Consider the following 26487-nt stretch of genomic DNA (forward strand, 5'->3'; position numbering starts at 1 on the left):
CAGCGCTAATGGGTGATGAGCTGGTTGTCGCTCTGGAATATCCAGGTGCGGGTGATCATCAGCTGGTCGTAGTTTTTGCGCAGCGCCGGCGGGAACGGCGGGAACGGCGAGGCCAGCTTGACGATACGCTTGGCGGCGTCATCCAGCACCCGGTGATCCGATGACGAGGCGATGGTGGCCTTGAGCACGCGTCCCTGGCTGTCGACCAGGACATTGAGAATGAGCTTGCCGTTGAGATGTCGCCGGACGGCCTCGTCCGGGTAATTGAGATTGCCGACGCGTTCGACCTTGCGCACCCAGGTGGCGAGATATTCCGCGGTGGCCACGCTCTTGGCGCTGACGGAATCGACGTACTTGATGCGCGGCCGCTTGGCGTAGTCCTCTTCGTCCTTGCGGATTTCGGAGGAAAGATGCGCGATCTGCAGGCTGCGGCGTATCAGTTCGGAGGCCGTGGGGGCGATTTCCTGAACCGGGCTCAGGGTTTCGGTGCGCTGCGCCACCTCCCGTTTGGCATTGGGGCTTTGCAGCGTGCGCGTTTCGCGTTTCCCGCTGTGTGACGGGGCGCTGGCCTGCAGGCTGATCGGGGCGTCGCCGCGGCCGGTGTTCGGCATGATGCCGGTGACGGGGCTGGAGGGCCGTCCGTCCCGGTCGCTGCGGCCGCTGGCCTGCTGATCGACCTGGGCGATGTACTTGGCGTCCTTGGGCCGCTGCTCGGAGCGGGTCTGCACCAGGATGACGTTCAGGGTCGGTGCCGCGTTGGCCCGGAATTTGGGCGCCATGTCGAATGCCACGCCCAGGATCAGGATCCCGTGCAGGACGGCGGCAAAAAACAGGGCCAGTCCGAGGCGGTCGGCGGGGCGGATTTCAGGGGCGAGAGAGGCTGCGGTCATCAAGCTCGGCAGGCAGTCGCGTCAACACGGCGTGAGCAATTGTACCCGTAACCAGCCCGAATAGCAGGGCAAGGCCCATCAGCAGGGGAAAAATACGCAGTAATTCGGGATGCGGGATGAACAGGCTGTAGGCCGTCAGGAACTGGCCGGCCATGTGCGCCTCGGCGGCCAGCAAGGAATAACCCACCGGTCCCAGGCGACCGCCGGATAGCTGCTTGCCCAGGCCGAGGGCGATCAGGGCGCAGACGGCACCGGTGGCGCTGAGCAGAAAGGTCGGGGAGAGAAAGCTGCCGATCAGCAGGCTGCCGGCCAGCACCCGCAACATGCTCACCCAGGCCGCGCTGCCCCAGCCGTAGCGGATGAGGGTGATGACCGTGATGACGTTGGCCAGCCCCGGCTTCACACCGGGCAGCGGGCTGGGCAGGGCGCTTTCGGCGATGTGGATGGTGATCGCCAGCGCCGCCAGCCAGGCAAGCCGGTAGTCCTCCCGGGTGGCGAGAATCTGCATCAGCGAACCGCGCCCGGGTTCAGTTGCAAGGTGTGGATGGCCGGCGGCTGTTTGGTGAAATGGATGCGTTTGGCCATGGCCGGCGTCATGTACACCTCGCCCTGATGGTCGATGAGCATGATCTGGGAGACGTGCATCCCCTTTGCGATGCGGGCCCAATCCTTTATCCCCGCGATCATCAGGGCGGTGGCGGCCGCGTCGGCCCGCGCCCCGTTCCCCGGACCGTCCAGGATGACCGTCGCCGAGCTGACGCCGGCGGAAGGATACCCGCTGCGGGGGTCGATGATGTGGTGATAGCGCTTGCCGTGATACATGTAATAGCGCTCATAGTCGCCCGAGGTGAACACCGACTCGTCGCCCTGGATGTCCACCCAGGCCAAAGCGGTGTCGGCCTGGTCCGGGTTGCGAATGCCGATGCGCCAGGGCCGGTCGCCATGGCGACCGATGGCGCGCAGATCGCCGCCGGCGTCGATCAGGGCGTTGTGAATGCCCATGGCACGGAAGCGTTCCATCACCCGGTCCACGCCGTAGCCCTTGGCGAACCCGCCGAAATCCAGCCGAACGGCGGGATTGGTGCTGCTGAGCCTGATGCCGTCGACGTGCAGGTCGGCCATGGTCGGATGCTGTTTCAGCAGAGCCTGGATTTTGGCCAATGGGGGAGGCGGCCCCTTCGGGAGAGTATCGCTTTCGAAGCCCCATAGCTGCAGCAGCTTGCCGATGGCCGGGTTGAACAACCCGCCGCTTTGCCGCGACAGGGTCGTGCCGAGTTTGATCAGGGGCAGCACGGAGGGCGGGGCGGTAAAGGGGCTGCCGGTCGGCAGCAGGAGGTTGACCCGGCCCAGCGGCCCGGGATGCCAGGCGTTCCAGGTGTGCTGCATGTAATCGAAGTCCTGGCGGGCCACCTTGAATGCCTGCCGGGCCTGGGCGGGATCGTCGGTGTACAGCGTGATATTGATCAGCGTCCCAAAGTCGAGGATGGTGTCCTTGTAGGGTTTGTTCTGGCTGCAGCCGGACAGCAGCAGGGCGGCCAGGACCATGAGGAGGGCGATTGGTCTTTTCATGCCTTCAGTCTGGCGAGGATGGCGTCCATCAGTTGGGCACTGATATTGATACCGTAAATGGCATCCAGTTCGCGGATGCAGGTAGGGCTGGTGACGTTGATTTCGGTCAGGTAGTCGCCGATCACGTCCAGTCCGACGAACAACAGGCCCATGCGGCACATGACGGGGCCGATGCGTTCGGCGATCTCGCGGTCGCGCGCCGTGAGCTCGACCCCCACGCCGTGCCCGCCGGCGGCCAGGTTGGCGCGGCCCTCGCCCTCGGCCGGGATGCGGGCCAGCGCATAGGGCACCGGTTCGCCGTCCACCAGCAGGATGCGTTTGTCGCCCTGGGTGTATTCAGGTAAAAACCGCTGGCACATGACCGTGCGCCGGCCATGGTGGGTGACGGACTCGAGGATGACGTTCAGATTCGGGTCCTGGCGGCGCAGGCGAAACACCTCCGCGCCACCCATGCCGTCCAGGGGTTTGACCACGGCCTCGCCCTGCGTTTCCAGGAAGGCCCGCAGGCGGGGCATATCGCGCGTGACGAGGCTGGGGGGCGCGAGGTCGGGAAACCAGGCGGTATAGAGTTTTTCGTTCACCGCCCTGATGCCGCCGGGCGCATTGATCACCCGCGTGCCCTGTGCCTCCGCCAGCTCCAGCAGGTACAGTGAGTAGAGGTACTCCATGTCCAGCGGCGGGTCCTTGCGCATCAGAACCACGTCCAGACTGTCGAGCGGCGCCACCTCCGGCGAGCCGAGCTCGAACCAGCCCTGCGGATCGTCTGCGACACGCAGGGCGCGCATGCTAGCATGTACCTGGCCGTTCTCGAGCCACAGGTCGCTTTGCTCCATGTACCGGAGCGGCCAGCCGCGGGCCTGCGCTTCCAGCAGCATGGCGAAGGTGCTGTCTTTTTTGATATTGATAGTGGCGATGGGATCCATCACCACCCCGAGCGTAGGGGTCATAGCGGTTCCGCTTGCTGCAGTTGGGTATGGGGATGCGGGTCGACATTCTTATTCTACGCCCACGACCGATGCTCTTGGCCAGTGACCGGGCATGATGCGAGTTTGAGAACGAACATAACATTTTGGGGCTAAGGCACTGTTTTGATTTATTGCCTAAACCGAATGCATGGGTTAAATTCACCGCAAAACTGCGTCCGCAGAACACGACTGGGTTAAGGTGTGTTGTGAGCGAAGAAGAAGCAAACGGGGCAGTTGCTCTGAACGGGCTCAAAGTGATGGTCATCGATGACAGCAAGACCATCCGCCGTACCGCAGAGACACTCCTCAAAAAGCAAGGCTGTGACGTGGTCACGGCCACGGACGGCTTCGAGGCCCTGGCCAAGATTGCCGAGCATCATCCCGACATCATATTTGTCGACATCATGATGCCGCGTCTGGATGGCTATCAGACCTGCGCCTTGATCAAGCATAACCGGGACTTCAAGAACACACCGGTCATCATGCTCTCAAGCAAGGACAGTATCTTCGACAAGGCACGGGGCCGGATCGTCGGCTCCGAGCAATACCTGACCAAGCCGTTCACTCGCGAGGATCTGTTAAGCGCCATCAAGCAACACGTCAAAGGGCGTGGTTGAACAAATGGGATGCGACCGATTCTCCAGGCCCGGTTACTGAAAACATTACTAAGCAGAAGAAATTTTTGGGAGTAGAACCCTTATGACGCACATTCTCGTGGTTGATGATTCTCCAACCGAACTGCACGTCTTCAAGTCGATTCTGGAAAAGAACGGCTTCCAGGTCACCACGGCGCAAAGTGGTGAGGAAGGTGTCGAGCTGGCCAAGCAGGTCAAGCCGGATCTGGTGTTGATGGACGTGGTCATGCCCGGTCTGAACGGCTTCCAGGCCACCCGTCAGCTTGCCAACGAGCCCAGCACGCAGAATATTCCCGTCATTATCGTGACCACCAAGGACCAGGAGACCGACAAGGTCTGGGCCAAGCGGCAGGGTGCCAAGGACTATATCGTCAAGCCGGCCAAGGAAAAGGAGCTGCTGCAGCGTATCGGTTCGCTGCTGGGGTAAGGTATGGCGGAAGCGGCCGTGACAGCGACGCCCTTCGATCTGCTCCTGGACATTGAGCGGAAGAGCCAGCGTCATGCGGCCGGCCTGCCCGCCCAGACCGGCGAGAAGCAGGACTGGACGGGAATACTGTTTCGCCTCAAAGGCACCGAGCTGTTGGCGCCCATGGAGCAGGTGGCCGAGATCGTCTCCATGCCCGATGTGGCGCGTGTGCCCGGCGTCAAGCCCTGGGTGCTGGGCATTGCCAACATGCGCGGTAATTTGCTGCCGGTGGCCGATCTTCAGGGCTATCTTTACGGTGAGAACGTGCCGTCCTCGGAATGGAAGCAGGGCAGCCTGCTGGTGCTGAGGCAGGGGGATATGTATGCGGGCCTGTTGGTCGACGCGGTGCTCGGCATGAAGCATTACTGGCGCGAGGATCAGGCGGAGGAACTGCCTGCGCTCGATGCCGCGCTAAGGCCTTATGTGGAAACGTCGTTCAGCCGCATGGGGGAGCATTACGGGGTGTTTGCCCTGGGCAAACTCGCCGCGAGCGAAGAATTCATGAATGTTTCGGTGTGATCCCATTCACGGTCGGTGAGCACGCCAGACGGAATAATGACAAAAGCACATGCAATCCATCAGATTCCCCGAGGAGGGGCGGAGTAGCACAATATGAAAGCGCCTTCGACTAAAGAACTTGCCGCAAGGCTGGGTGGGGGCAAGCTCGTCGCTGTTCTGGGCGTCCTGCTGCTGATCTCGCTCGGCTTGATGGCCGGTGCCTTCTACTACACCAACCAACAGGGTGGCTACGAGAAGGAATACATCAGTATCGCCGCTGAGCAGGGACTGCTGTCGCAGCGTCTCGCCACCTTCTCGATCGAAGCGGCGAACGGCAAATCAGAAGCGTTCAAGCAGCTCAAGCAGTTGCGCGATCAGTTCGACAAGACACTTCTGCAGCTGCAAAAAGGCGAATCCGCCAAGGGGCTGCCTCCCCTGCCGACCGAACTCAAGGGAAATCTCGGCGATATCGAGACCTCCTGGAAGGCCTATCGTCAGAACATCGACACCATCCTCAACGGTCAGGAACCGATCTCCAAGGTCACGGACTACGTCCAGGTCATCAACAACTACATTCCCCAGTTGCTGGCCAATTCGGACGAGGTGGTAACCGAGCTGGTGAAGAGGAAGGCCGATCAGCAGGAGATTTACGTCGCCTCCCGTCAGCTGATGCTCACCCAGCGTATCGAGAACAACCTGAACAAGGTGCTGGCGGGCGGTGAGGGCGCCGCCACGGCCGCCGACCGTTTCGGTCGCGATGCGGCACTGTTCGGCCGGGTGCTGGAAGGCATGATTCGCGGCTATCCGGCGCTGAATATCCAGAAGGTCAGCTATCCGGAGGCGCGCGACCGGCTGCGTGAAGTGGCCATGCTGTTCAGTACCGTCAGTGAACACGTCGGCGCCATCCTGCAGTCCTCGCCGCAGCTGTTCGAGATCAAGGACGCCGCGAGTCAGGTGGAAGGTGACAGCCGTCAGGTGCTCACCGCCGCGGGCAGTCTGGAAAAGAACATCCTGAGCTACGGTCAGCGCCTGCAGCTGATCGCCTACGCGGGTTACGGTTTCGGTGGCATCGCCCTGGTGCTCCTGGTCCTCATGGGATACCAGCTGTACATGGATGCACGCCGCCGCCTGGCCGTCACCACCGAACAAAACCGCAGAAACCAGCGCGCGATCCTGCGTCTGCTGGACGAGATGACCAACCTCGCGGAAGGTGACCTCACGGTGCACGCCACCGTGACCGAGGACATCACGGGCGCGATCGCCGACTCGGTCAACTACGCCATCGATGCGTTGCGCAGCCTGGTTACCACCATCAACCAGACGGCGGGACAGGTCGCGAGCGCCGTGGAAAACACCCAGGCGACCGCCATGCGCCTGACCGACGCGAGTAATCACCAGGCCCGCGAGATTGCCTCGGCCTCGGCGGCCGTCACCGACATGGCCGACTCCATCGAACAGGTGTCGAACAACGCCTCCACCTCCGCCGAAGTGGCCGACAAATCGGTGCAGATCGCGCACGCGGGAGCGGAAACCGTGCGCCGTACCATCGACGGCATGAACACCATCCGCGAACAGATTCAGGAGACCGCGAAGCGAATCAAACGCCTGGGTGAAAGCTCGCAGGAAATCGGCGATATCGTCAGCCTCATTAACGACATCGCCGATCAAACCAACATCCTGGCCTTGAACGCCGCCATTCAGGCATCGAGCGCGGGTGAGGCGGGACGCGGGTTCGCGGTGGTTGCGGACGAAGTGCAGCGCCTCGCGGAACGTTCCGCCAACGCGACGAAACAGATCGAGGCGCTGGTTAAAACCATCCAGGCCGATACCAACGAGGCGGTGATCTCCATGGAGCAGAGCACGGCCAACGTGGTCAAGGGCGCACGCTTTGCTCAGGAATCGGGTGAGGCGCTGGAACAGATCGAGAACGTGTCCAACCAGCTCTCGCAACTGATCAAGACCATTTCCGCAGCCGCGCAGCAGCAGGCGGCGGTGGCCGGTAATATCAGCCACACCATGAACGTCATTCAGGAAATCACGATGCAGACCTCCGAAGGGACCACCGAGACCTCGGGCCTCATCGGTAACCTGTCCAGTCTGGCCGGCGATCTGCGCAAGTCGGTATCGGGCTTCAAGCTGCCCCAGGAGCAGACGACCAAGACGATGATCGTGACGGGCGGTGCGGCTGCGTTGGAGGAGGAAGAAAAGGACGCGACGCTGCAGCTTGGCTAAGCGATGCGCGTGTGCGGCGCCAGACTGCGTGGACAAAGCAAGACGATATTGTCCGAATATAACAACGGAATCTCAGGATGGAGAGCAGCAAGGTTTTGTGCAAGCGTTCGGTATGTCGATCGATGAGTGCACGAAACCGCCGGGTGGCCTATGAGTGACGACGCTACAGCGGAATACAATGCCCTGGACTGGGTAAAGTCCGAGCTCGATAGCGTACTGGTCCAGGCGCGGCAGTCTCTGGAGCAGTATCTTGAATCGGAGAACTCGGATACCGAGGCCCTGCAGGCCTTTCGGGATCTGCTCAAGCAGGTGCAAGGCACATTGCAGATGGTGGAGCTGCACGGTGCCGTCATGCTCGCCGATGAGATGCTGGCTGTGGTGGAGCGTGTGCAGGGTGGAGACATCAAGGATGCATCGTCCGCCCTTGAAGTTCTGATGCGGGCCGTTATCCAGCTGCCTGGCTATATCGAATACGTACAGACCGGTCATAAGGACACCGCCGTCGTCCTGCTGCCTCTGTTGAACGACCTGCGCACCTCGCGCGAGGCGAATCTCCTTACCGAAAACGTCTTTTTCGTCCCCGACCATGCGGCTGCGGACGAAGCCCTGCCGCAGGACCGCACCGACGAGGATCTGCAGAAGCTGGCCGCCAAATTGCGTCACAGCTTCCAGCTTGGCTTGCTCGGCTGGTTCAGGAATAAAGACGTTGCGGGCAGCCTGGGGCGCCTGCACGAGGTGCTGACCCGCCTGCGCCGCGCCAGCGACAGCAACGAGACGCAGCGCTTCTGGTGGGTCGCCGGCGCCCTGGCCCAGGCGCTGCAGCAGGAAGGGCTGGAAAGCGGCGTCACCGTCAAGATGCTGATGGGGCGCGTGGATCGCCAGATCAAGAGTGTGATAGATCACGGCGAGAGCGAGACGACTGCGGCCCTGCCGGCGGATCTGGTCAACAACCTGTTGTACTACGTGGCACAGGCGACGGTGCGGGAGGGTGACGTCGGCGCCGTGAAAAAGGCGTTCCGCCTCGACCGGCTGGTTGCCAGCGACACGGAGATCGAGGCCGCCCGCGAAAGTCTGGGCGGGCCGAATCTCGCACTTATGAATACGGTGACCCAGGTCGTCAAGGACGACTTGGCGGAGGTCAAGGATCAGTTCGAGCTTTTCATCAATGCGGATGAAAAGGACGTCTCCATGCTCGAGCCGCTGGTCGAAAAGCTGCACCGGATTGCGGATACCTTGGGCATGCTCGGGCTCGGACAGCCGCGCAAGCTGATGCAGCGTGAGGCCGAGGTCGTTCAGGAACTGCTTTCCAACCAGGGCGGAGACCTGGATACCGTCCTGCAGGAGGCCGCCGAGGTTCTGCTTCAGGTCGAGACCGCCATCGACGATTTCCTGCTGGGCAGGGAATCCGGTGAAGACGACGAGGGTAAGGGTGCCGGTCCGTTCCCGGCCGCGGAATTGAAGCGCGTTCAGGGTGCGGTCATCCGCGAAGTGCTCGTGGACATCAATCGCTGCAAGGACGCCGTGCTGGAGTTTATTTCCACGCCTTCCGATCAGACGCCGATCCACAAGGTTCCGGAATTGATCGAACGCATCAAGGGCGCCATTTCCATGCTGCCCATGGAAGGCGTGACGTCCTTGCTCGATGCGCTGCAGCAATTCATCAAACAAAAAATCCTGGCCGAAGGCGTCGTGCCTGCCGGTGCGCAGCTGGAGGCATTGGCTGACGCCATCACCAGTGTCGAGTTTTACCTCGAGGCCATCGACGCCAATCGCGGAGAGCACCGTGCAATCCTCGACGTCGGCAAGGCCAGTGTGGCCAAGCTTGAATCGGCTGCAAGTGAGAGTGAAACGGCGCTCATCGAAGAGATCGAACTGGACAACGCGTTGCCGGAGCAGGAAGCGAGCGAAGCGCTCGAGGTACTCAATCCGGATGAGATGCAGACCCAGGTGCTCGATACCCCGCTGACGATCGATGAGGCGCAGACCGAGGAGCTCGAGATCCCCTTCTCCGTTGAGGACCTCCAGACGGAAGAAGTCGAGAAGCCGTTGATGCTCGATGAGGCGCAGACCCAGGAGCTGAAACGACCGCTGATCGACGAGGATCTGGAAATCGAGGACCTGGAAGCGGCTGGCAGCTTCGAGCCACCGCCCGAGGCGGTTGAGCCGGTGCAGGTGGCGGCGGAGGAAAAGCCGGTCGAATGGCCTGAGGCGCTGGTCGGGGAGCCGGATCCTGAGATTCTGGATATCTTCCTTGAGGAAGCCGAGGAGGAGATCGAGCGCATACGGGAGTATCTGCCGCGCTGGGAGCAGAACACCGGAGATGAAGAAGCGCTGACCACGGTCCGCAGGTCGTTCCACACCCTGAAGGGTAGCGGTCGCCTGGTCGGTGCCATGCTTATCGGTGAATTCGCCTGGCGTTTCGAGAGTTTGCTGAACCGGGTCATCGACAAGACCATCGAGCCTGCGGACTACATCTTCGAGACGTTGCACAAGGCCGTGGCCGCCCTGCCCCAACTCGTCACCCAGTTGCGTGGTGAGGGCGATGCGGGCGCGGAGGTCTACGCTCTCATGGAAGAGGCCGAGGCCATGTGCAGCCCGGACTACACAAAAAAATATTTTCCGGGAAGTGAAGTAGCGGAAAGCGAAGCCGACCTGAACGCCTTCGTCGAGGAAAACGCCGAGCCCGAGGCGCCGGCAGCCGAACCGGCTGCAGAAGATCAGAGCGAAAGCCCGACCTCAGTGATGGAGGTGCCTGCCGCCGAGGCAGGAGAGAGCGAATGGTTCACCGCCGATGAAGCGGTCGAACCCGATGCCTCCTTGGAGGCAGCGGCCATCGAGACGCCCGAGCAAGAGGCGGAGACGGTATTCGATCTCGAGACCCTGGCCGAGGAGGAGGCCGCTGAACTCGAAGATTACCAAGTCAGTGAAGAGGCCGGCGAAGAACCGCGCATTGACCCCGTTCTGTTCGATATATTCAAGCAGGAATCGGAACAGCATCTCGCCACCCTGGAGGAGATTCTCAGTGCCGCCGGCACCGGCGATATCGAACCCTCGCCGGATATGTTGCGCGCCCTGCATACTCTGAACGGCAGCGCGAGGACCGCGGACGTTCCCGAAATGTCGGACATCTTTGCCGCCCTGGAGCGTTATGCCAAAGGGCGGCAGGAGCTCGATTTGCCTTATCCGGGTGCGGCGCTGCCGCTGCTGGGCGAGGCGATCACGCACGCGCGTCGCGTCCTGGAGGCGTTGGCCGAAAATACGTCGGTACCGACGGGGGATTCGCTGCGGGAGCAGATCGAGGATCTGCGGGTGGATATGCCGAGCAGTACGGCTTCGGCCGAGGCTGAAGCGGCTGCACCCGTATCCGAATCCCGGCCCGAACCCGCCCGTCCGGCAGCGCCGGCTACGGGGATGCCTCCACCGGACATGCCAGCCGACCTGGATGGCGAGCTGGTCGATATTTTCCTCGAGGAAGCCACCGAGATCATGGATGCCTGTGACAACACGTTGCAGGCGTGGGAAGACAATCCCGGCCAGAACGAGCCGATTACCGAACTGCAGCGCCATCTGCACACCCTGAAAGGCGGTGCACGTATGGCCGGATTCAAGAATATCGGTGATCTGAGTCACGCGGTCGAATCGCTGATCATCCCGATCGCCGAAGGTCAGCGTGAGTCGGGGCCGCAGATATTTTCCGGCCTGCATCGGGCGCTGGACCGCCTGAGCGCGATGCTTGACCGGGCTCGGGGGAGCGAGCCGGTGCCCGCCGAACCGCAACTCATCGTCGAACTCGACAGTCTGCGCGCGGGCAAGCCGGTCGAGACCGCGTCTGCGCCTGCCGAGGAAAGCGCGTCTCCCGCGGCCGAGGTGGTTCCTGAAGCCGGTGAGACGAGCGAAGCCGCACCTGCCGAAGTCACGGGGCTGCCGCACGAGGAAACGCCGGCGGTTGCCGGCGAAGAGGCGGCGCCGTCCGGTGAGGCCGCCGAGCATGAAAGCAATGTCGTGGAACTGGCGCGCAGTCGTCCGGAGGCACGCCCCACGCCCGCTGCACGGCCCACGCAGTCGCAGGAACTGGTCCGCGTGCGCTCTGATCTGCTCGATACGCTGGTCAATAACGCGGGTGAGGTCAACATCTTCCACTCGCGTCTTGAACAGCAGGTCACCAACTTCTCGTTCAACCTCAACGAGCTGGATCAGACGGTGCGCCGTCTGCGCGAACAGCTGCGCCGCCTGGAGCTTGAGACGGAGGCGCAGATTCGCTTCTCCTACGAACAGGAACATGAGGGGGAAGAGGAGATGCAGGAGGACTTCGATCCGCTGGAAATGGATCGTTATTCCACCTTGCAGCAGCTGTCGCGCGCCCTGGCGGAAAGTGTGAACGACCTGGTCAGTATTCAGGATCTGCTGCGCGAACAGGTACGCGACGCCGAAACCCTGATGTTGCAGCAGTCGCGGGTAAGTACGGACCTGCAGGACGGGCTCATGCGTACGCGCATGGTGCAGTTTACCGGCATGGTGCCGCGTCTGCGCCGCGTGGTCCGACAGACGGCCGACGAGCTGGGCAAGAAGGTCGAGTTCCTGATCAACGGTGAGAGCAGCGAACTGGATCGCAGCCTGCTCGAACGCATGGTGGCGCCACTGGAGCATATGTTGCGCAACGCCATCTATCACGGCATCGAAGCGCCGGCGGAACGGGTCAAGGCAGGCAAACCCGAAACCGGGACGGTTTCCATCAGCATCGGCCGTGAAGGCTCGGACGTGGTGCTGCGGGTGACGGACGACGGTGGCGGCATCAATCTGGACGCCGTTCGTGAAAAGGCTCTCAAGCAGGGCTTGATGGGCCCGGCCGATAAACTGGGCGATAACGATATCCTGCAGTTCATACTGGAATCCGGTTTCTCCACCGCCAAGGAGATCAGTCAGATCTCCGGGCGTGGTGTGGGCATGGATGTCGTCAATAATGAAATCAAGCAGCTGGGCGGCGTGCTGCGTATCGATTCCAAGCAGGGACAGGGAACGACCTTCACGGTTTCCCTGCCGTTTACGCTGGCCATCAACCAGGCGCTGCTGGTCCAGGCCGGCGAAGACCTGTTTGCGGTACCACTGACCAGTGTGGAAGGCATTGTCCGCGTGGGAGGGGCCGAGCTTGCCAAAAAATTCAAAGAGGACGACCCCGTCCTGGAATATGCGGCGAACGAATATCACGTGAAGCACCTCGGTGCGCTGCTGGGAGTGGCCGACCCCGTCGTGGAAAACGAGGCCTTGCTGTATCCGGTGCTGCTGATCCGCTCCGGCGATCAGCGCATGGCGCTGTATGTCGATGCGCTGCTCGGCAGCCGTGAGATCGTGGTGAAATCCGTCGGTCCGCAGATCAGCAAGGCGAAGGGGATCAGCGGTGCGACCATCCTGGGCGACGGCCGCGTAGTGCTGATTCTGGATATGTCGGCGCTGGTACGTCTCGGTGCCGGTCGCCACTTTACCTATGTCGTCGCCGAGCGTATCGAAGAACAGCCGGCCAAACTCAAGACGGTCATGGTCGTGGACGACTCGATCACGATTCGCAAGGTTACCGCGCGCATGCTGGAGCGTAATGATTACGCAGTCATCACCGCCAAGGACGGCGTCGATGCCGTCGCCCAATTGCATGAGCAGGTGCCGGATCTGATGCTGCTGGATATCGAGATGCCGCGTATGGACGGCTTCGAACTGGCCACCCACATGCGCAACGATGAGCGCCTGAAGAATGTGCCCATCATCATGATCACCTCACGTACCGGTGAAAAGCACCGTGAACGCGCGATGAGCATCGGCGTCAACCGGTATCTCGGCAAGCCCTATCAGGAAGCGGAGCTGCTGGAAAATATCCAGGATATGCTCACTTCCAGCGGTGACGCGTGAGCGTCAGACAACAGTCAATGTCAGATCAGCAACAGGAAATAAACGCACTGCTCGTCCCGTTACGCGGGCAGTTCCTGCTCGTCCCGCAGGCGACGGTGGCGGAGCTTACCGGTAGCCAGCTGGTTAGCGAGGTGCCCAAAACGCCGCCGTGGTTCAAGGGGGTGGTCGAGTGGCGCGCAGAACAAATCCCCGTGCTCTGCCTCGAAGCCCTGTGCGGCGACAACCGCGCGCTGGAAATGCCGGCTCAGCGTCTGGCCATCTTCTACGGCATCGACGGTTATGCAGGCTTGCCGTTTTATGCCGTCGAGATTGCGGGTATCCCGCATCCCATGAAGATCAATCAGGGCAGTCTCGAGGCGGATACCGAAGCAAACAGCGAGGCGTGCAATTACGTCAGTACCTACGTGCGCATGGGTACCCAGCAGCATGGGCTGATCGCCAATCTGAGCGAAATCGAGCGCACCCTCAGCACTGTGATGGAGCGGCTCTGAGCCGCTGCGGCAGCGCGCCGGCGCTTTAGAGATCCCCGAACAGCCCTTGCAGGACGGCCAGCGCGGCGACGCCGGCGGTCTCCGTGCGCAGGATGCGCGGTCCCAGGCTGACCGGTTGGCAACCCGACCGGGTCAATGTCTCGATCTCCTGATCTGAAAATCCCCCTTCCGGTCCCACCAGCAGGTGCGAGGGGCTGCTTTGCAGCTCTTTCAGGCGAGTGGTGCTGCCCGGCGCAAGCGCGGCGGGTTTGCAGTCCGCATCCGTCCGGGCCAGCCAGTCGTGCAGCGCGAGGGGTTCGAAGAGTTCCGGTATCCGGGCGCGGCCGCATTGTTCGCAGGCGCTGATGAGGATGCCTTCCCAGTGTTGCATGCGCTTGCGCAGACGATCCCCTTGCATGAGCGGCTGACTGCGTTCCGTGTACAGCGGCTGGATGGCATGCACGCCGAGCTCCACCGCTTTCTGCAGGGCGTAAGCCATGGGGTCCGTCTTGGCGATGGCCGGGCAGAGTGTGAGCGCCAGCGGAGATTCGGCGGCGGCAGGCGCCGAGGCGAGGACCTCGACACAGGTTTCGCGCCGCGAGCTTTCGGTGACGCGCGCCGTATAGTCATGGCCGTCGCCATTGAACAGCGTGACCTCATCACCGGCCCGTTTGCGGAGCACCTGCGTGAGATGGCGATGACCGCGCTCATCCAGTTGGACGATACTGCCGGATTGCAACGGCAAGGGCAGGTAAACACGGTCCTTGCGCATGGGCGCTCCGCCTCAGCTGCCGGGAAGGCCCAAGGCTTCCCAGATGCGCATAGTGGGGCCGGTTCGGTTCATCGAGTAAAAGTGCAGTCCGGGTGCACCGCCATCCAGCAATTGTTCACAGAGCCGGGTGACCACGTCATGGCCGAATTCGACCAGGGATTCGCGGTCGTCGCCGTAGGCTTCCAGCCGTTTGCGGATCCAGCGCGGGATCTCGGCCCCGCAGGCATCGGAAAAGCGCGCCAGCTGATTGTGATTGGTGATGGGCATGATGCCGGGGACGATCGGAATATCCAGTCCCATCTGTTCGCAGTCATCCACGAAGCGGAAGTAGGCATCCGGATTGAAGAAGTACTGGGTGATGGCGCTGTCGGCGCCTGCCTCGACCTTGCGTTTGAAGTTTTGCAGGTCGACGAAGGCGTTGACGGCCTGGGGATGAAATTCAGGATAGGCGGCGACCTCGATATGAAAATGGTCGCCGGTTTCAGCGCGGATGAATTCCACCAGTTCATTGGCGTAACGGAATTCGCCGGGTGTGTGCATGCCGGACGGCATGTCGCCACGCAGGGCGACGATGTGATGTATCCCGTTGCTGCGATAGGTGGAGAGAATATCCCGGATCTGCTCGCGCGTGGAGCCGATGCACGACAGGTGCGGTGCGACATCGATGTCCGTCTCACGCTGGATTTCGAGCACCGTATCCAGGGTGCGGTCACGGGTGGAGCCGCCGGCACCGAAGGTGACGGAAAAGAAACGCGGCTTGAGTCCGGCGAGTGTGTTGCGTGTATCCCGAAGTCTGTCCGCGGCTTCGTCCGTTTTCGGCGGAAAAAATTCGAAGCTGAAGACGCGGGGATGGTGTCGTTGAGAGTCCATGGGCCTCCAGAATGCAGCCGGGCGACTGATGTCGCCCGGCCGTCACGAGGTGAGTGATCAGTAGCGGTAGTGTTCCGGCTTGTAGGGGCCGTCCACCGGCACGCCGATATAATCGGCCTGCTCCTGGGTCAATCGCGTCAGCTGCGCGTTGATCTTTTCCAGATGCAGTCTCGCCACTTCCTCGTCCAGGTGTTTGGGAAGCACATAGACCTGGTTTTCATACTTGTCGGGGTTGCAGTACAGCTCCATCTGCGCCAGCACCTGGTTGGTGAAGGAGTTGGACATGACGAAGCTCGGGTGACCCGTGGCGCAGCCCAGGTTCACCAGGCGTCCCTCGGCGAGCAGGATGATCTTCTTACCGTCGGGGAAGATGATGTGATCGACCTGGGGCTTGATGTTTTCCCATTCGTACTGGCGCAGGCTGGCCACGTCGATCTCGTTGTCGAAATGGCCGATGTTGCACACGATGGCTTCGTTCTTCATCGCCGCCATGTGATCGTGCGTGATGACATGGAAATTTCCGGTGGTGGTGACGAAGATGTCGGCCTGGGAGACGGCGTCCTCCATGTCGACGACGCGATACCCTTCCATGGCCGCCTGCAGGGCGCAGATCGGGTCGATCTCGGTGACCCACACCGTGGCGCCGAGGCCGCGCAGGGACTGCGCACAGCCCTTGCCGACGTCGCCGTAGCCGAGAACCATGGCGATCTTGCCGGCGATCATGACGTCGGTGGCGCGTTTGATGCCGTCCACCAGCGATTCCCGGCAGCCGTAAAGGTTGTCGAATTTGGATTTGGTGACCGAGTCGTTGACGTTGATGGCGGGGAAGGGCAGCTCGCCCTTCTTCTGCATCTGATACAGGCGATGCACGCCGGTGGTGGTTTCCTCGGTCACGCCCTTGATGTTGGCGTGGATACGCGAATACCACTGCGGGTCCTCGGCGAGACGTGCGCGGATGGCGCCAAACAGCGCGACCTCTTCCTCGCTGGTGGGATTGTCGAGGATGCTGATGTCCTGCTCGGCCTTGCTGCCCAGAATGATCAGCAGCGTGGCGTCACCACCGTCGTCGAGAATCATGTTGGGCGTGCCACCGTCGGCCCATTCCATGATCTTGTGGGTGTACTGCCAGTATTCCTCCAGGCTTTCACCCTTGTAGGCGTACACGGGCGTACCGGCGGCGGCGATGGCGGCGGCGGCGTGATCCTGGGTGGAGAAGATATTGCAGGAAGCCCAGCGGACATCCGCGCCGAGGTCCTTCAGGGTCTCGATCAGGACCGCGGTCTGGATGGTCATGTGCAGGCTGCCCGCGATGCGCGCCCCCTTGAGCGGCTGCTGATCGCGGTACTTGTCCCGCACGGCCATCAGGCCGGGCATCTCCGTTTCGGCGATGGCAATTTCCTTGCGTCCCCAGTCGGCGAGACTGAGATCGGCGACCTTGTAGTCAGTGAAGCTGGAATCGACAACAGCATTCATGTCACTTGTCTCCAAGTTCGTCGAGCGCCGTTGTTAAACGGATTTGCCGGCTGAGCCTGGCTGACGCGGGGTCAGTTGCAACGCTCCTCAGCCGGCGTAATGGTTAGCGGTTTGTCATGTCAGACGGAGGCTTCCTCCAGGGCGCCGAGGCCGGCGGCCTCGCGCAGCGCTTCGGCACGGTCGGTGCGTTCCCAGGGAACGTCGATATCGTCGCGGCCGAAGTGCCCGTAGGCGGCGGTCTGCTGATACATGGGCTTCAGCAAATCGAGCATGGTGATGATGCCCCACGGGCGCAGATCGAAGTGATCGCGAATAAGCGCCGCAATGCGATTGTCGCTGATGGTGCCCGTGCCGTAGGTGTTGACGCTGATCGAGGTGGGCTCGGCCACGCCGATGGCATAGGACACCTGGATCTCGCAGCGCTCGGCAAGCCCGGCGGCGACCACGTTCTTGGCCACGTAACGGCCGGCGTAGGCGGCCGAGCGGTCCACCTTGGAGGGGTCCTTGCCCGAAAAGGCGCCGCCGCCGTGGCGGGCCATGCCGCCGTAGGTGTCGACGATAATCTTGCGCCCGGTGAGGCCGCAGTCACCCACCGGTCCGCCGATGACGAACGAGCCCGTCGGGTTGATGTGGAACTGGGTGTCCTTGGTCAGCCATTCGTGCGGCAGGACATCCTTGATGATCATGTCCATCACCGCGTCGCGCAGTTCCGACTGGTTGATGCCGGGTTCGTGCTGGGTGGAGAGCACGACCGCATCGACGGCGACCGGCTGGCTTTCCTCGTAGCGAATGGTGACCTGGCTCTTGGCATCCGGACGCAGCCACGGCAGTTCGCCGTTTTTGCGAATCTGCGCCTGGCGCTGCACCAGACGATGCGCATAGGTGATAGGCGCGGGCATGAGCACTTCGGTCTCGCGGCTGGCGTAGCCGAACATCAGTCCCTGGTCCCCGGCGCCCTGGTTTTCACGGCTTTCGCGGTCGACGCCCTGGGCGATGTCCGGAGATTGCTTGCCCAGGGCGTTCAGGACGGCGCAGGTGTCACCGTCGAAGCCCATCTCGGAACTGGTATAGCCGATGTCGTTGACCACGCCGCGGACCAGGTGCTCGTAGTCGATGTTGGCGGTCGTGGTGATCTCGCCGGCCAACAGCACCATGCCGGTCTTGACCAGCGTTTCGCAGGCGACGCGGGCATGCGCGTCCTGGGCCAGGATGGCATCGAGAATGGCGTCGGAAACCTGGTCGGCGAGCTTGTCGGGATGACCCTCGCTCACGGACTCGGAGGTAAAGAGATAATCAGCGCTCATGTCTGGGCTTGCTCCACGTCAATGCGTGACACCGGCGAAAAGCGCGCATTGTAGTCCAATGGAGCGGGAGGGCACAGTCCCCGTATCAATATCCCCACGTATCCTGCAGGAGTTTGGCATAAGGGGCGTAGGTGTTCGCCGAGACCGGCTGAAAACCTTCGATGTGCACCGCTTGCAGCATCTTTTGTCCCGCCGGGGTCTTGGTGGCGTTCAACAGGGCGCTGCGGATCTTGTCCTGCACGGCCTTGGGCACCTTGGGGCTGGCCGACAGGGCCATATGGGGTACCGGCTGCGTGGTCAGAACCGTATTGAGGTTGGGGTAATTGCCGACCAGCGGTGCGGGGATCATGGCCGCCTTGACCTTGCCGGCGAGCAGGTCCTCAACCGCTTCCTCCGAGTTGTTCACCGTAACCAGCATCGGCTGGCGGGCGGGGTTGGGAAACATGGCGTTCAGGCGCAACGCACCCAGGCCGGGGGCGGGCAGGGTGGCGATCCGTTGCCCGTTAAGCTCGCTGGGGTCGAAGATCAGTGTCTTGGGGCCGGTAACCAGGGCGAAACTGACCGTGCCCGGCAGTTTGGCCAGCGGCGTGTAGTTCATCTTCTCGATCCGGTAGCCGGTGAAATGGGCGGCATCGAGAACGAGGTCGTATTTGCCCTGGCGCATCGATTCCCAGTAGGTCAGGAAATTCAGGGCCGCTTCGAGCTGGATATGGTCCCCGGTGGCCTTGCTGAGATAGTCCGCGAGCGGCTGCCAGCCTTTGAGGATGGCGGCGCGGGGCAAAATAGGTTGAACGATCAGGCTATAGGTTGCTGCCCAGAGACTGCCCGGGGCCATCAGGGCCAGAAGCAGGCAGAGGGTGCACAAACGACGCAGGGTAGGCATCCGTCAACTCCTCATTAACTTATAACGGCCTTGATGTCGTTATTATCCTGGCCATGGGCCGGCATAACCGTCAGCGGTGGTTTCCTGGCGGACTCCGGCATTTCGAGTCTAGTCAGGGCAGGGGGCAGGGGCAACCTGCAAGGTGCTCTCAGCTCGTCATTTCATACAAATCAATAAGTTAGGCCATTTTGGGGGCGGGTGCAAGCATGCTATTGCCCGCCGAGTACAGTTAAGGGAGAATACCCGCCTTTGATTTTCGGGCCCTTGGCAGGCTTTTGCGCGCTGATTCAACAAGCGCCAGGCATCTACGCATGATCCATCGGGGCGCCGCCCGATGGCGCGCTCCATCGTAAGACCAAGCTCACGATACGGCCCGTGTTCCGCGTCTGGGGGGAAATGCCCAATGCAACCGGTTTCAGATAACAGACTCACAGGAGAAAACGCTATGCCTTCTCGCAGAGAGCTGGCCAATGCCATCCGTGCGCTTGCCATGGATGCCGTCCAGAAGGCCAAGTCCGGTCATCCCGGCGCCCCCATGGGGATGGCCGACATCGCCGAGGTCCTCTACAACGACTACATGCAGCACAACCCGGGCAATCCGTCCTGGGCGGATCGTGACCGTTTCATCATGTCCAATGGTCACGGCTCCATGCTGCCGTATGCCGTTCTGCATCTCACCGGTTACGACCTGCCGATGGATGAGCTCAAGCGTTTCCGCCAGCTGGGCTCTCAGACCCCCGGGCATCCGGAATACGGGTATACCGCCGGCATCGAGACCACCACCGGCCCGCTGGGCCAGGGCGTGACCAACGGTGTGGGCATGGCCATCGCGGAGAAGGCGCTGGCCGCGCATTTCAATCGTCCCGGCCACGAGATCGTTGACCACTACACCTACGTGTTCCTGGGCGACGGCTGTCTGATGGAAGGCATCTCCCACGAGGCCTGCTCCCTGGCGGGCACCCTCGGTCTGGGCAAGCTGGTGTGCTTCTACGACGACAATGGCATCTCCATCGACGGTGAGGTCGAAGGCTGGTTCACCGATGACACGCCCAAGCGCTTCGAGGCCTACGGCTGGCATGTGATCCCCAAGGTCGACGGCCACGACGCGGATGCGGTCAAGGCGGCCATCGAGCAGGCCCGCAGCGTGACCGACAAGCCCACCCTGATCTGCTGCCAGACCGTGATCGGCTTCGGCTCGCCCAACAAGGCGGGTAAGGAAGAATGCCACGGCGCGCCGCTGGGTGAGGACGAAATTGCGCTTGCGCGCAAGGAACTGGGCTGGAACTACGGTCCCTTTGAGATCCCGGACGAGATCTATGCCGGCTGGGATGCCAAAGACAATGGCGCTCAGGCCGAAGCGGCCTGGAACGCCAAGTTCGAGGCCTATAAGAAGGAGTTCCCGGAACTGGCCGCCGACTTCGAACGCCGCGTGAGCAACGAGCTGGCCGCCGACTTCGATGCCAAGGCCGACGCCTTCGTCAAGTCCGTGGCGGACAAGGGCGAAACCATCGCCTCGCGCAAGGCCTCGCAGAACGCCATCAAGGGCTTCGCCGAGTTCACCGATTTCATGGGCGGCTCCGCCGACCTGGCAGGCTCCAACCTGACCATGTGGCCGGACGCCCGTCCCATGCGGGCCAGCACCCCGGATGCCAATTACCTCAATTACGGTGTGCGCGAGTTCGGCATGACGGCGATGATCAACGGTATCGCCCTGCACGGCGGTTTTGTGCCCTACGGCGCGACCTTCCTGATGTTCTCCGAATACGCGCGTAACGCGCTGCGTATGGCGGCCCTGATGAAGGTGCGTAACATCGAGGTGTTCACGCACGACTCCATCGGGCTCGGCGAAGACGGTCCCACCCATCAGCCGGTGGAGCAGACCGCCACCCTGCGCATGATGCCCAACATGTCCGTATGGCGCCCCTGCGATGCGGTCGAAACCGCCGTGGCCTGGAAGATGGCCATCAAGCGCATGGACGGTCCGACCTCGCTGATCCTGTCGCGTCAGGGGCTGCCGCACCAGGCACGCACTGATGCGCAGATTGCCGCTATCGAAAAGGGCGGCTACATCCTCAAGGATTGCGACGGCACGCCGGACGCCATCCTGATCGCCACGGGTTCGGAGATCGGGCTCGCGACGGAAGCGGCCGAGGCCCTGAGCGGCAAGAAGATCCGCGTGGTTTCCATGCCTTCCACCGATGCGTTCGACGCCCAGGACGAGGCCTACAAGGAGTCCGTGCTGCCCAAGGCCGTGCGTGCGCGCGTGGCCGTCGAAGCGGGCGTGACCGATTACTGGCGCAAGTATGTGGGCCTGGAAGGTGCGGTGGTCGGCATCGACACCTTCGGCGAATCCGCGCCGGCCGGCGACCTGTTCAAGCACTTCGGCTTCACCGTCGAGAACGTCGTGAAGGCGGTCGAGGGCGTGCTCTGAAATGACTGACCAACAGCGGGCTTGGGGGCCCGCTGTGCACTGATTTTTAATGCTCAGGAGAAAACTATGACTGTGAAAGTGGGGATCAACGGGTTCGGCCGTATCGGCCGCATGGCGTTCCGCGCCATCGCCCAGGAAAGCGAGTTCGGTGATATGGAAGTCGTCGCTATCAACGACCTGCTGGAGCCCGATTACCTGGCTTACATGCTGAAGCACGATTCCGTGCACGGCCGCTTTAAGGGAGACGTTGCCGTCGAAGGCAACAACCTGATCGTCAACGGCAAGAAGATCCGCCTGACCGCCGAGCGCGATCCGGCCAACCTGAAGTGGGACGAGGTCGGCGCCGAACTGGTGATCGAGAGCACCGGTTTCTTCCTGACCGAGGAAACCTGCCAGAAGCACATCGAAGCTGGTGCCAAGAAGGTGGTGCAGAGCGCCCCCTCGAAGGATGCCACCCCGATGTTCGTCTACGGCGTCAACCACGCGACCTATGCCGGCCAGGCTATCGTCTCCGCCGCTTCCTGCACCACCAACTGCCTGGCGCCGGTCGCCAAGGTGCTGCACGACAACTTCGGCATCAAGCGTGGCCTGATGACCACCGTGCACGCCGCCACCGCGACTCAGAAGACTGTCGACGGCCCGTCCATGAAGGATTGGCGCGGCGGCCGCGGCATCCTGGAGAACATCATCCCGTCCTCCACCGGCGCCGCCAAGGCCGTCGGCAAGGTGCTGCCCGACCTGAACGGTAAGCTGACCGGCATGTCCATGCGCGTGCCGACCTCCGATGTTTCCGTGGTCGATCTGACCGTCGAGCTCGACAAGGATGCCTCCTACGACGCCATCTGCGCCGCCATGAAGTCGGCTTCCGAAGGCGAGCTGAAGGGTGTGCTGGGTTACACCGAGGAGAAGGTGGTTTCCACCGACTTCCGCGGCAACTCCGCGCCTTCCACCTTCGATGCCGGGGCCGGCATCGCGCTGGACGGCACCTTCGTCAAGGTCGTGTCCTGGTACGACAACGAGTACGGTTACACCTGCAACATGCTGCGTTTCGTGCAGCACGTCGCCGCCAACTAACCGGCTCTGAGTGTCGGGACAGGCCCATGCTCTATCGCATGGGCCTGTCCCTCTCCCGGCTGCTTGATCGCAGAGACTTTCGGTAACCGTCCTGTTACCAAAGGTCTTTAATCTTCAAGGAGTGTCCACCATGTCCTTTATCAAACTCACCGACCTCGATCTCGCCGGCAAGCGTGTGCTGATCCGCGCCGATCTGAACGTGCCGCTGAAAGACGGCAAGGTGACTTCCGACCAGCGTATCCGTGCTTCGCTGCCCACCATCGAACTCGCCATGAAGGCGGGTGCGAAGGTGATGTTGATGTCCCATCTCGGTCGCCCCGAGGAAGGCGTCTATGACGAACAGTTCTCTCTCAAGCCGGTGGCCGACCATCTCGGCGGGCTACTGGGCAAGCAGGTCCGGCTGGCCAAGGAATATCTCGATGGTGTGGAGGTTGCCGACGGCGAGGTGGTGATTCTCGAGAACGTGCGCTTCAACGCGGGCGAAAAGAAGAACGACGACGATCTGTCGCGCAAATACGCCGCCCTGTGCGACGTGTACGTGATGGATGCCTTCGGTACCGCGCATCGCGCCCAGGCCTCCACCCACGGTGTGGCCAAGTACGCGCCGGTGGCTTGCGCCGGTCCGCTGCTGGCCGGTGAGCTCGAGGCGCTGGGCAAGGCGCTGGACAACCCGGCCCGCCCCCTGGTCGCCATCGTCGGCGGCTCCAAGGTGTCCACCAAGCTGACCGTGCTGGAGTCGCTGTCCCAGGTGGTCGACCAGCTGATCGTGGGCGGCGGCATCGCCAACACCTTTATCGCGGCGGCGGGTTACAACGTCGGCAAGTCCCTCTACGAGGCCGACCTGATCGATACCTGCAAGAAGCTCAGCGAAGATGCACGCTCGCGCGGTGCCGACATCCCGGTGCCGGTCGACGTGGTGTGCGGCAAGGAATTTTCCGAGTCCGCCGCTGCCGAAACCAAGGTAACGGCCGAGGTGTCCGACGACGATATGATCTTCGATGTCGGTCCCGAAACCTCCAAGCAGTTTGCCGAGATCCTCAAAAAGGCCGGCACCATCGTCTGGAACGGTCCGGTGGGCGTGTTCGAGTTCGACCAGTTCGGGGCGGGTACCAAGGCCCTGTCGCTGGCGATTGCTGAGTCGGACGCCTTTTCCATTGCCGGTGGCGGCGATACCCTGGCCGCAGTCGACAAGTACGATATTGCCGATCGCGTGTCCTACATCTCCACGGGTGGCGGCGCCTTCCTCGAATTCCTCGAAGGCAAGAAACTGCCGGCTGTGGCGATTCTCGAGGAGCGCGCCAAGGGCTGAGGCTGTTCGGGTCCGCACTTGCGGCCATTTCGGAGGGCGGATTGCCGCCCTTCCTTATCCTCCGGGACAAACACCACTATGCGCAGAACGAAAATCGTCGCCACCCTCGGTCCCGCCACCGACACGCCCGCCGCCATCGATGCGCTGATTCGCGCCGGCGTCGATGTAGTGCGTTTGAATTTCTCGCACGGCAACCCCGAAGATCACAAAAAGCGCGCCCAACTGGTGCTCGACGCGGCAGCGAAGCAAAAACGCGTGGTGGCGATCCTCGGCGACCTGCAGGGGCCCAAGATCCGTATCGACCGTTTCGCGGAAGGCAGTGTCAATCTGGCCGAGGGCGCGGATTTCGTGCTCGATGCCGCATTGGGGCGTGACGAGGGAAATCAGGAACGCGTCGGCCTTACCTACAAGGCCTTGACCGAGGACGTCCATGCAGGCGACACATTGCTGCTTGACGACGGACGGCTGGTGCTGGAGGTCAAGGAGGTCGTCGGCGCCGAGATCCGCACCCGGGTCGTGGTGGGCGGCGTGTTGTCCAACAACAAGGGCATCAATCGTCAGGGCGGCGGTCTGTCGGCGGCCGCGCTGACCGAGAAGGACAAGCAGGACATCAAGCTTGCCGCCGAAATCGGCGTCGATTACCTCGCCGTTTCCTTCCCGCGCTCGGCTGCGGACATCAACGAGGCCCGTCAGTTGCTGCGTGATGCGGGCGGGCACGGCGGTATCGTGGCCAAGATCGAGCGCGCCGAGGCGTTGGAGGTCATCGATGAAATCATCGATGCCTCCGATGTCATCATGATTGCGCGCGGCGATCTCGGTGTGGAGATTGGCGATGCCGAACTGCCCGCCGTCCAGAAGCGTCTGATCCATCAGGCCCGCGTCATGAACCGGGTCGCCATCACCGCGACGCAGATGATGGAGACCATGATTCAGAACCCGATCCCGACCCGTGCCGAGGTGTTCGACGTGGCGAACGCGGTGCTGGACGGCACCGATGCGGTCATGCTTTCCGGTGAAACCGCAACCGGTCGTTATCCCGCCAAAGTGGTCGACGCGATGGGGCGTATCTGCGAAGCGGCCGAGCGCCAGCGCAGCGCCCGGGTTTCCGAGCATCGTATCGATTCATGCTTTGAGCGGGTCGACGAGGCCATTGCCATGGCCACCATGTACACCGCAAACCATTTGGGCGTGAAGGCGATCGCGGCACTGACCGAGTCTGGCGCCACCACCGCGTGGATGTCGCGTATCAGTTCGGGCATCCCGATCTACGCCTTGACGAGGCATGAACAGACGAGTAGAAAGTTAAGCCTTTTCCGGGGCGTTTACCCCGTGATGTTCGAGACGGTGGCTTCTAGCCATGCCGAGGCGAACCAGCAGGCAGTGTCCTTGCTGCAGGGGCAGAACGTGGTTCAGGAGGGTGATTTGGTCATCATCACCAAAGGGGACCTCGCGGGCGTTATGGGCGGTACAAATGCCATGAAGATCGTGCGGGTAGGCTCCCTCTCGGAACATGCTGTCGACTAAGATCACCCGCCCGGAGCCCTTCGGCGGACACTAACCCTTTTCATACATCATAAGCAGGAGGTCAACATGGCCCTTATCTCAATGCGACAGCTGCTCGACCATGCCGCAGAGCATGGTTACGGCATGCCCGCCTTCAACGTCAACAACATGGAACAAGTGCATGCGATCATGCAGGCCGCCGACCAGGTCGATTCGCCGGTGATCATGCAGGGTTCCGCTGGTGCGCGTTCCTATGCCGGCGAACCTTTCCTGCGTCATCTGATCCTGGCGGCCGTTGAGATGTATCCCCACATCCCAGTGGTGATGCATCAGGATCACGGCGCCGAACCTGCCGTGTGCCTGCGCTCCATCCAGTCCGGTTTCACTTCGGTCATGATGGATGGCTCCCTGATGCCCGACATGAAGACCCCGGCCTCCTACGAGTACAACGTTGACGTGACCCGTCAGGTGGTGCAGATCGCGCACGCCGGCGGTGTGTCCGTCGAGGGCGAGCTGGGCTGCCTGGGCTCCCTGGAAACCGGCATGATGGGTGAAGAGGATGGTCATGGTGCCGAGGGCAAGCTGGACATGGACATGCTGCTGACCGATCCGGAGCAGGCGGCAGATTTCGTGACCAAGACCGGCGTGGATGCCCTGGCGATCGCCATCGGCACGTCCCACGGTGCCTACAAGTTCACCCAGAAACCCACCGGCAAGGTGCTGCGCATCGACCGCGTGAAGGAAATCCATCAGCGCATTCCCAACGTTCATCTGGTAATGCACGGTTCTTCCTCGGTGCCGCAGGATTGGCTGGAGATCATCAACAGCTTCGGCGGCGACATGGGCCAGACCTATGGTGTGCCGGTCGAGGAGATCCAGGAAGGCATCAAGAACGGCGTGCGCAAGGTCAACATCGATACCGATCTGCGCATGGCCTCCACCGGAGCGGTCCGCAAGTTCTTGGCGGAAAACCCCTCCAACTTCGATCCGCGCAAGTTCCTCAAGGCCTCCACCCAGGCGATGAAGGATATCTGCGTGGCCCGTTACGAGGCCTTCGGCTGCGCCGGCATGGCCAGCAAGATCAAGCCCGTTTCTCTGGAGCAGATGGTCGAGCGCTACAAGAGCGGCGAGCTGGACCCCAAGGTCAACTGAGCGAACGATCTTCGGGTTTCGAAAAGGGCGGCTTTGGGCCGCCCTTTTTTATTCGGCCTATTTCTGGTTACGGTGTATGAAAGACGCGCCGGG

At 62.1% G+C, this 26487-nt stretch carries 20 protein-coding genes and 1 riboswitch; of the genes, 11 read left to right on the top strand and 9 right to left on the bottom strand.

Going from position 1 to position 26487, the window contains the following annotated elements:
* Positions 1–5: 5 nt before the first annotated feature.
* The 4 genes from P8Y64_02585 to gshB are packed head-to-tail and all read right to left on the bottom strand — an operon-like array spanning position 6 to position 3406.
* A complete protein-coding gene (locus P8Y64_02585; protein ID MEJ2059362.1) occupies positions 6–890 on the bottom strand; it encodes an energy transducer TonB in 885 nt (294 codons plus the stop codon).
* Complete coding sequence (locus tag P8Y64_02590; GenBank protein MEJ2059363.1) at positions 865–1398, bottom strand: Gx transporter family protein; 534 nt, start codon at positions 1396–1398, stop codon at positions 865–867. Before P8Y64_02590 ends, P8Y64_02585 begins: the two co-directional genes overlap by 26 nt.
* Complete coding sequence (locus P8Y64_02595) at positions 1398–2459, bottom strand: FAD:protein FMN transferase (GenBank protein ID MEJ2059364.1); 1062 nt, start codon at positions 2457–2459, stop codon at positions 1398–1400. The genes P8Y64_02590 and P8Y64_02595 overlap by 1 nt, the downstream gene beginning before the upstream one ends.
* The gene (gene gshB, locus P8Y64_02600) at positions 2456–3406 is read right to left on the bottom strand and encodes a glutathione synthase (GenBank protein ID MEJ2059365.1); all 951 of its coding nucleotides are present in this window, start codon (positions 3404–3406) and stop codon (positions 2456–2458) included. Before gshB ends, P8Y64_02595 begins: the two co-directional genes overlap by 4 nt.
* A gap of 275 nt (positions 3407–3681) precedes the next feature.
* Here gshB and P8Y64_02605 point away from each other — a divergent pair, with 275 nt between their 5' ends.
* From P8Y64_02605 to P8Y64_02630, 6 genes are all read left to right on the top strand, one after another.
* Positions 3682–4041, top strand: coding sequence for a response regulator (locus tag P8Y64_02605; GenBank protein MEJ2059366.1), 360 nt, complete (start codon positions 3682–3684; stop codon positions 4039–4041).
* An 82-nt stretch (positions 4042–4123) separates the two neighbouring features.
* Positions 4124–4486 (top strand): response regulator, encoded by a 363-nt coding sequence (locus P8Y64_02610; GenBank protein ID MEJ2059367.1) that lies wholly within the window; start codon positions 4124–4126, stop codon positions 4484–4486.
* A gap of 3 nt (positions 4487–4489) precedes the next feature.
* Positions 4490–5044 carry a chemotaxis protein CheW gene (locus P8Y64_02615; GenBank protein ID MEJ2059368.1) on the top strand — a complete coding sequence of 185 codons (555 nt, stop codon included), beginning with the start codon at positions 4490–4492 and terminating at the stop codon, positions 5042–5044.
* Between the two features lie 93 nt (positions 5045–5137).
* The gene (locus tag P8Y64_02620) at positions 5138–7255 is read left to right on the top strand and encodes a methyl-accepting chemotaxis protein (protein ID MEJ2059369.1); all 2118 of its coding nucleotides are present in this window, start codon (positions 5138–5140) and stop codon (positions 7253–7255) included.
* Positions 7256–7405: 150 nt separating this feature from the next.
* Positions 7406–13153, top strand: a complete 5748-nt coding sequence (locus P8Y64_02625; GenBank protein ID MEJ2059370.1) for an Hpt domain-containing protein — start codon at positions 7406–7408, stop codon at positions 13151–13153.
* A gap of 17 nt (positions 13154–13170) precedes the next feature.
* Positions 13171–13644: a chemotaxis protein CheW gene (locus P8Y64_02630; GenBank protein MEJ2059371.1), complete on the top strand. Its 474-nt coding sequence runs from the start codon at positions 13171–13173 to the stop codon at positions 13642–13644.
* 25 nt (positions 13645–13669) lie between these two features.
* Here the strand turns inward: P8Y64_02630 and P8Y64_02635 are convergent, their stop codons facing one another.
* The 5 genes from P8Y64_02635 to P8Y64_02655 form a co-directional block, all read right to left on the bottom strand.
* On the bottom strand, positions 13670–14395 hold the full coding sequence (locus tag P8Y64_02635; protein MEJ2059372.1) for a 16S rRNA (uracil(1498)-N(3))-methyltransferase: 726 nt from the start codon (positions 14393–14395) through the stop codon (positions 13670–13672).
* 12 nt (positions 14396–14407) lie between these two features.
* Positions 14408–15265, bottom strand: a complete 858-nt coding sequence (gene metF / locus P8Y64_02640; GenBank protein ID MEJ2059373.1) for a methylenetetrahydrofolate reductase [NAD(P)H] — start codon at positions 15263–15265, stop codon at positions 14408–14410.
* Positions 15266–15322: 57 nt separating this feature from the next.
* A complete protein-coding gene (gene ahcY, locus P8Y64_02645) occupies positions 15323–16738 on the bottom strand; it encodes an adenosylhomocysteinase (protein ID MEJ2059374.1) in 1416 nt (471 codons plus the stop codon).
* A gap of 15 nt (positions 16739–16753) precedes the next feature.
* A riboswitch (S-adenosyl-L-homocysteine riboswitch) is annotated at positions 16754–16833 on the bottom strand.
* 24 nt (positions 16834–16857) lie between these two features.
* Positions 16858–18042, bottom strand: a complete 1185-nt coding sequence (gene metK / locus P8Y64_02650) for a methionine adenosyltransferase (protein MEJ2059375.1) — start codon at positions 18040–18042, stop codon at positions 16858–16860.
* 85 nt (positions 18043–18127) lie between these two features.
* Positions 18128–18925 carry a PhnD/SsuA/transferrin family substrate-binding protein gene (locus P8Y64_02655; protein ID MEJ2059376.1) on the bottom strand — a complete coding sequence of 266 codons (798 nt, stop codon included), beginning with the start codon at positions 18923–18925 and terminating at the stop codon, positions 18128–18130.
* A 445-nt stretch (positions 18926–19370) separates the two neighbouring features.
* Between P8Y64_02655 and tkt the strand changes: the two genes are divergently transcribed.
* The 5 genes from tkt (at position 19371) to fba (ending at position 26394) form a co-directional block, all read left to right on the top strand.
* Positions 19371–21356 (top strand): transketolase, encoded by a 1986-nt coding sequence (gene tkt / locus P8Y64_02660; protein ID MEJ2059377.1) that lies wholly within the window; start codon positions 19371–19373, stop codon positions 21354–21356.
* 66 nt (positions 21357–21422) lie between these two features.
* Positions 21423–22430, top strand: a complete 1008-nt coding sequence (gene gap / locus P8Y64_02665; protein MEJ2059378.1) for a type I glyceraldehyde-3-phosphate dehydrogenase — start codon at positions 21423–21425, stop codon at positions 22428–22430.
* Between the two features lie 130 nt (positions 22431–22560).
* Positions 22561–23739, top strand: a complete 1179-nt coding sequence (locus tag P8Y64_02670; GenBank protein ID MEJ2059379.1) for a phosphoglycerate kinase — start codon at positions 22561–22563, stop codon at positions 23737–23739.
* A gap of 78 nt (positions 23740–23817) precedes the next feature.
* Positions 23818–25263, top strand: coding sequence for a pyruvate kinase (gene pyk / locus P8Y64_02675; GenBank protein ID MEJ2059380.1), 1446 nt, complete (start codon positions 23818–23820; stop codon positions 25261–25263).
* A gap of 66 nt (positions 25264–25329) precedes the next feature.
* A complete protein-coding gene (fba, locus tag P8Y64_02680; GenBank protein MEJ2059381.1) occupies positions 25330–26394 on the top strand; it encodes a fructose-bisphosphate aldolase class II in 1065 nt (354 codons plus the stop codon).
* Positions 26395–26487 lie beyond the last annotated feature (93 nt).

The sequence above is a fragment of the Gammaproteobacteria bacterium genome, from assembly GCA_037388465.1.
GTDB lineage: Bacteria > Pseudomonadota > Gammaproteobacteria > SpSt-1174 > SpSt-1174 > JARRKE01.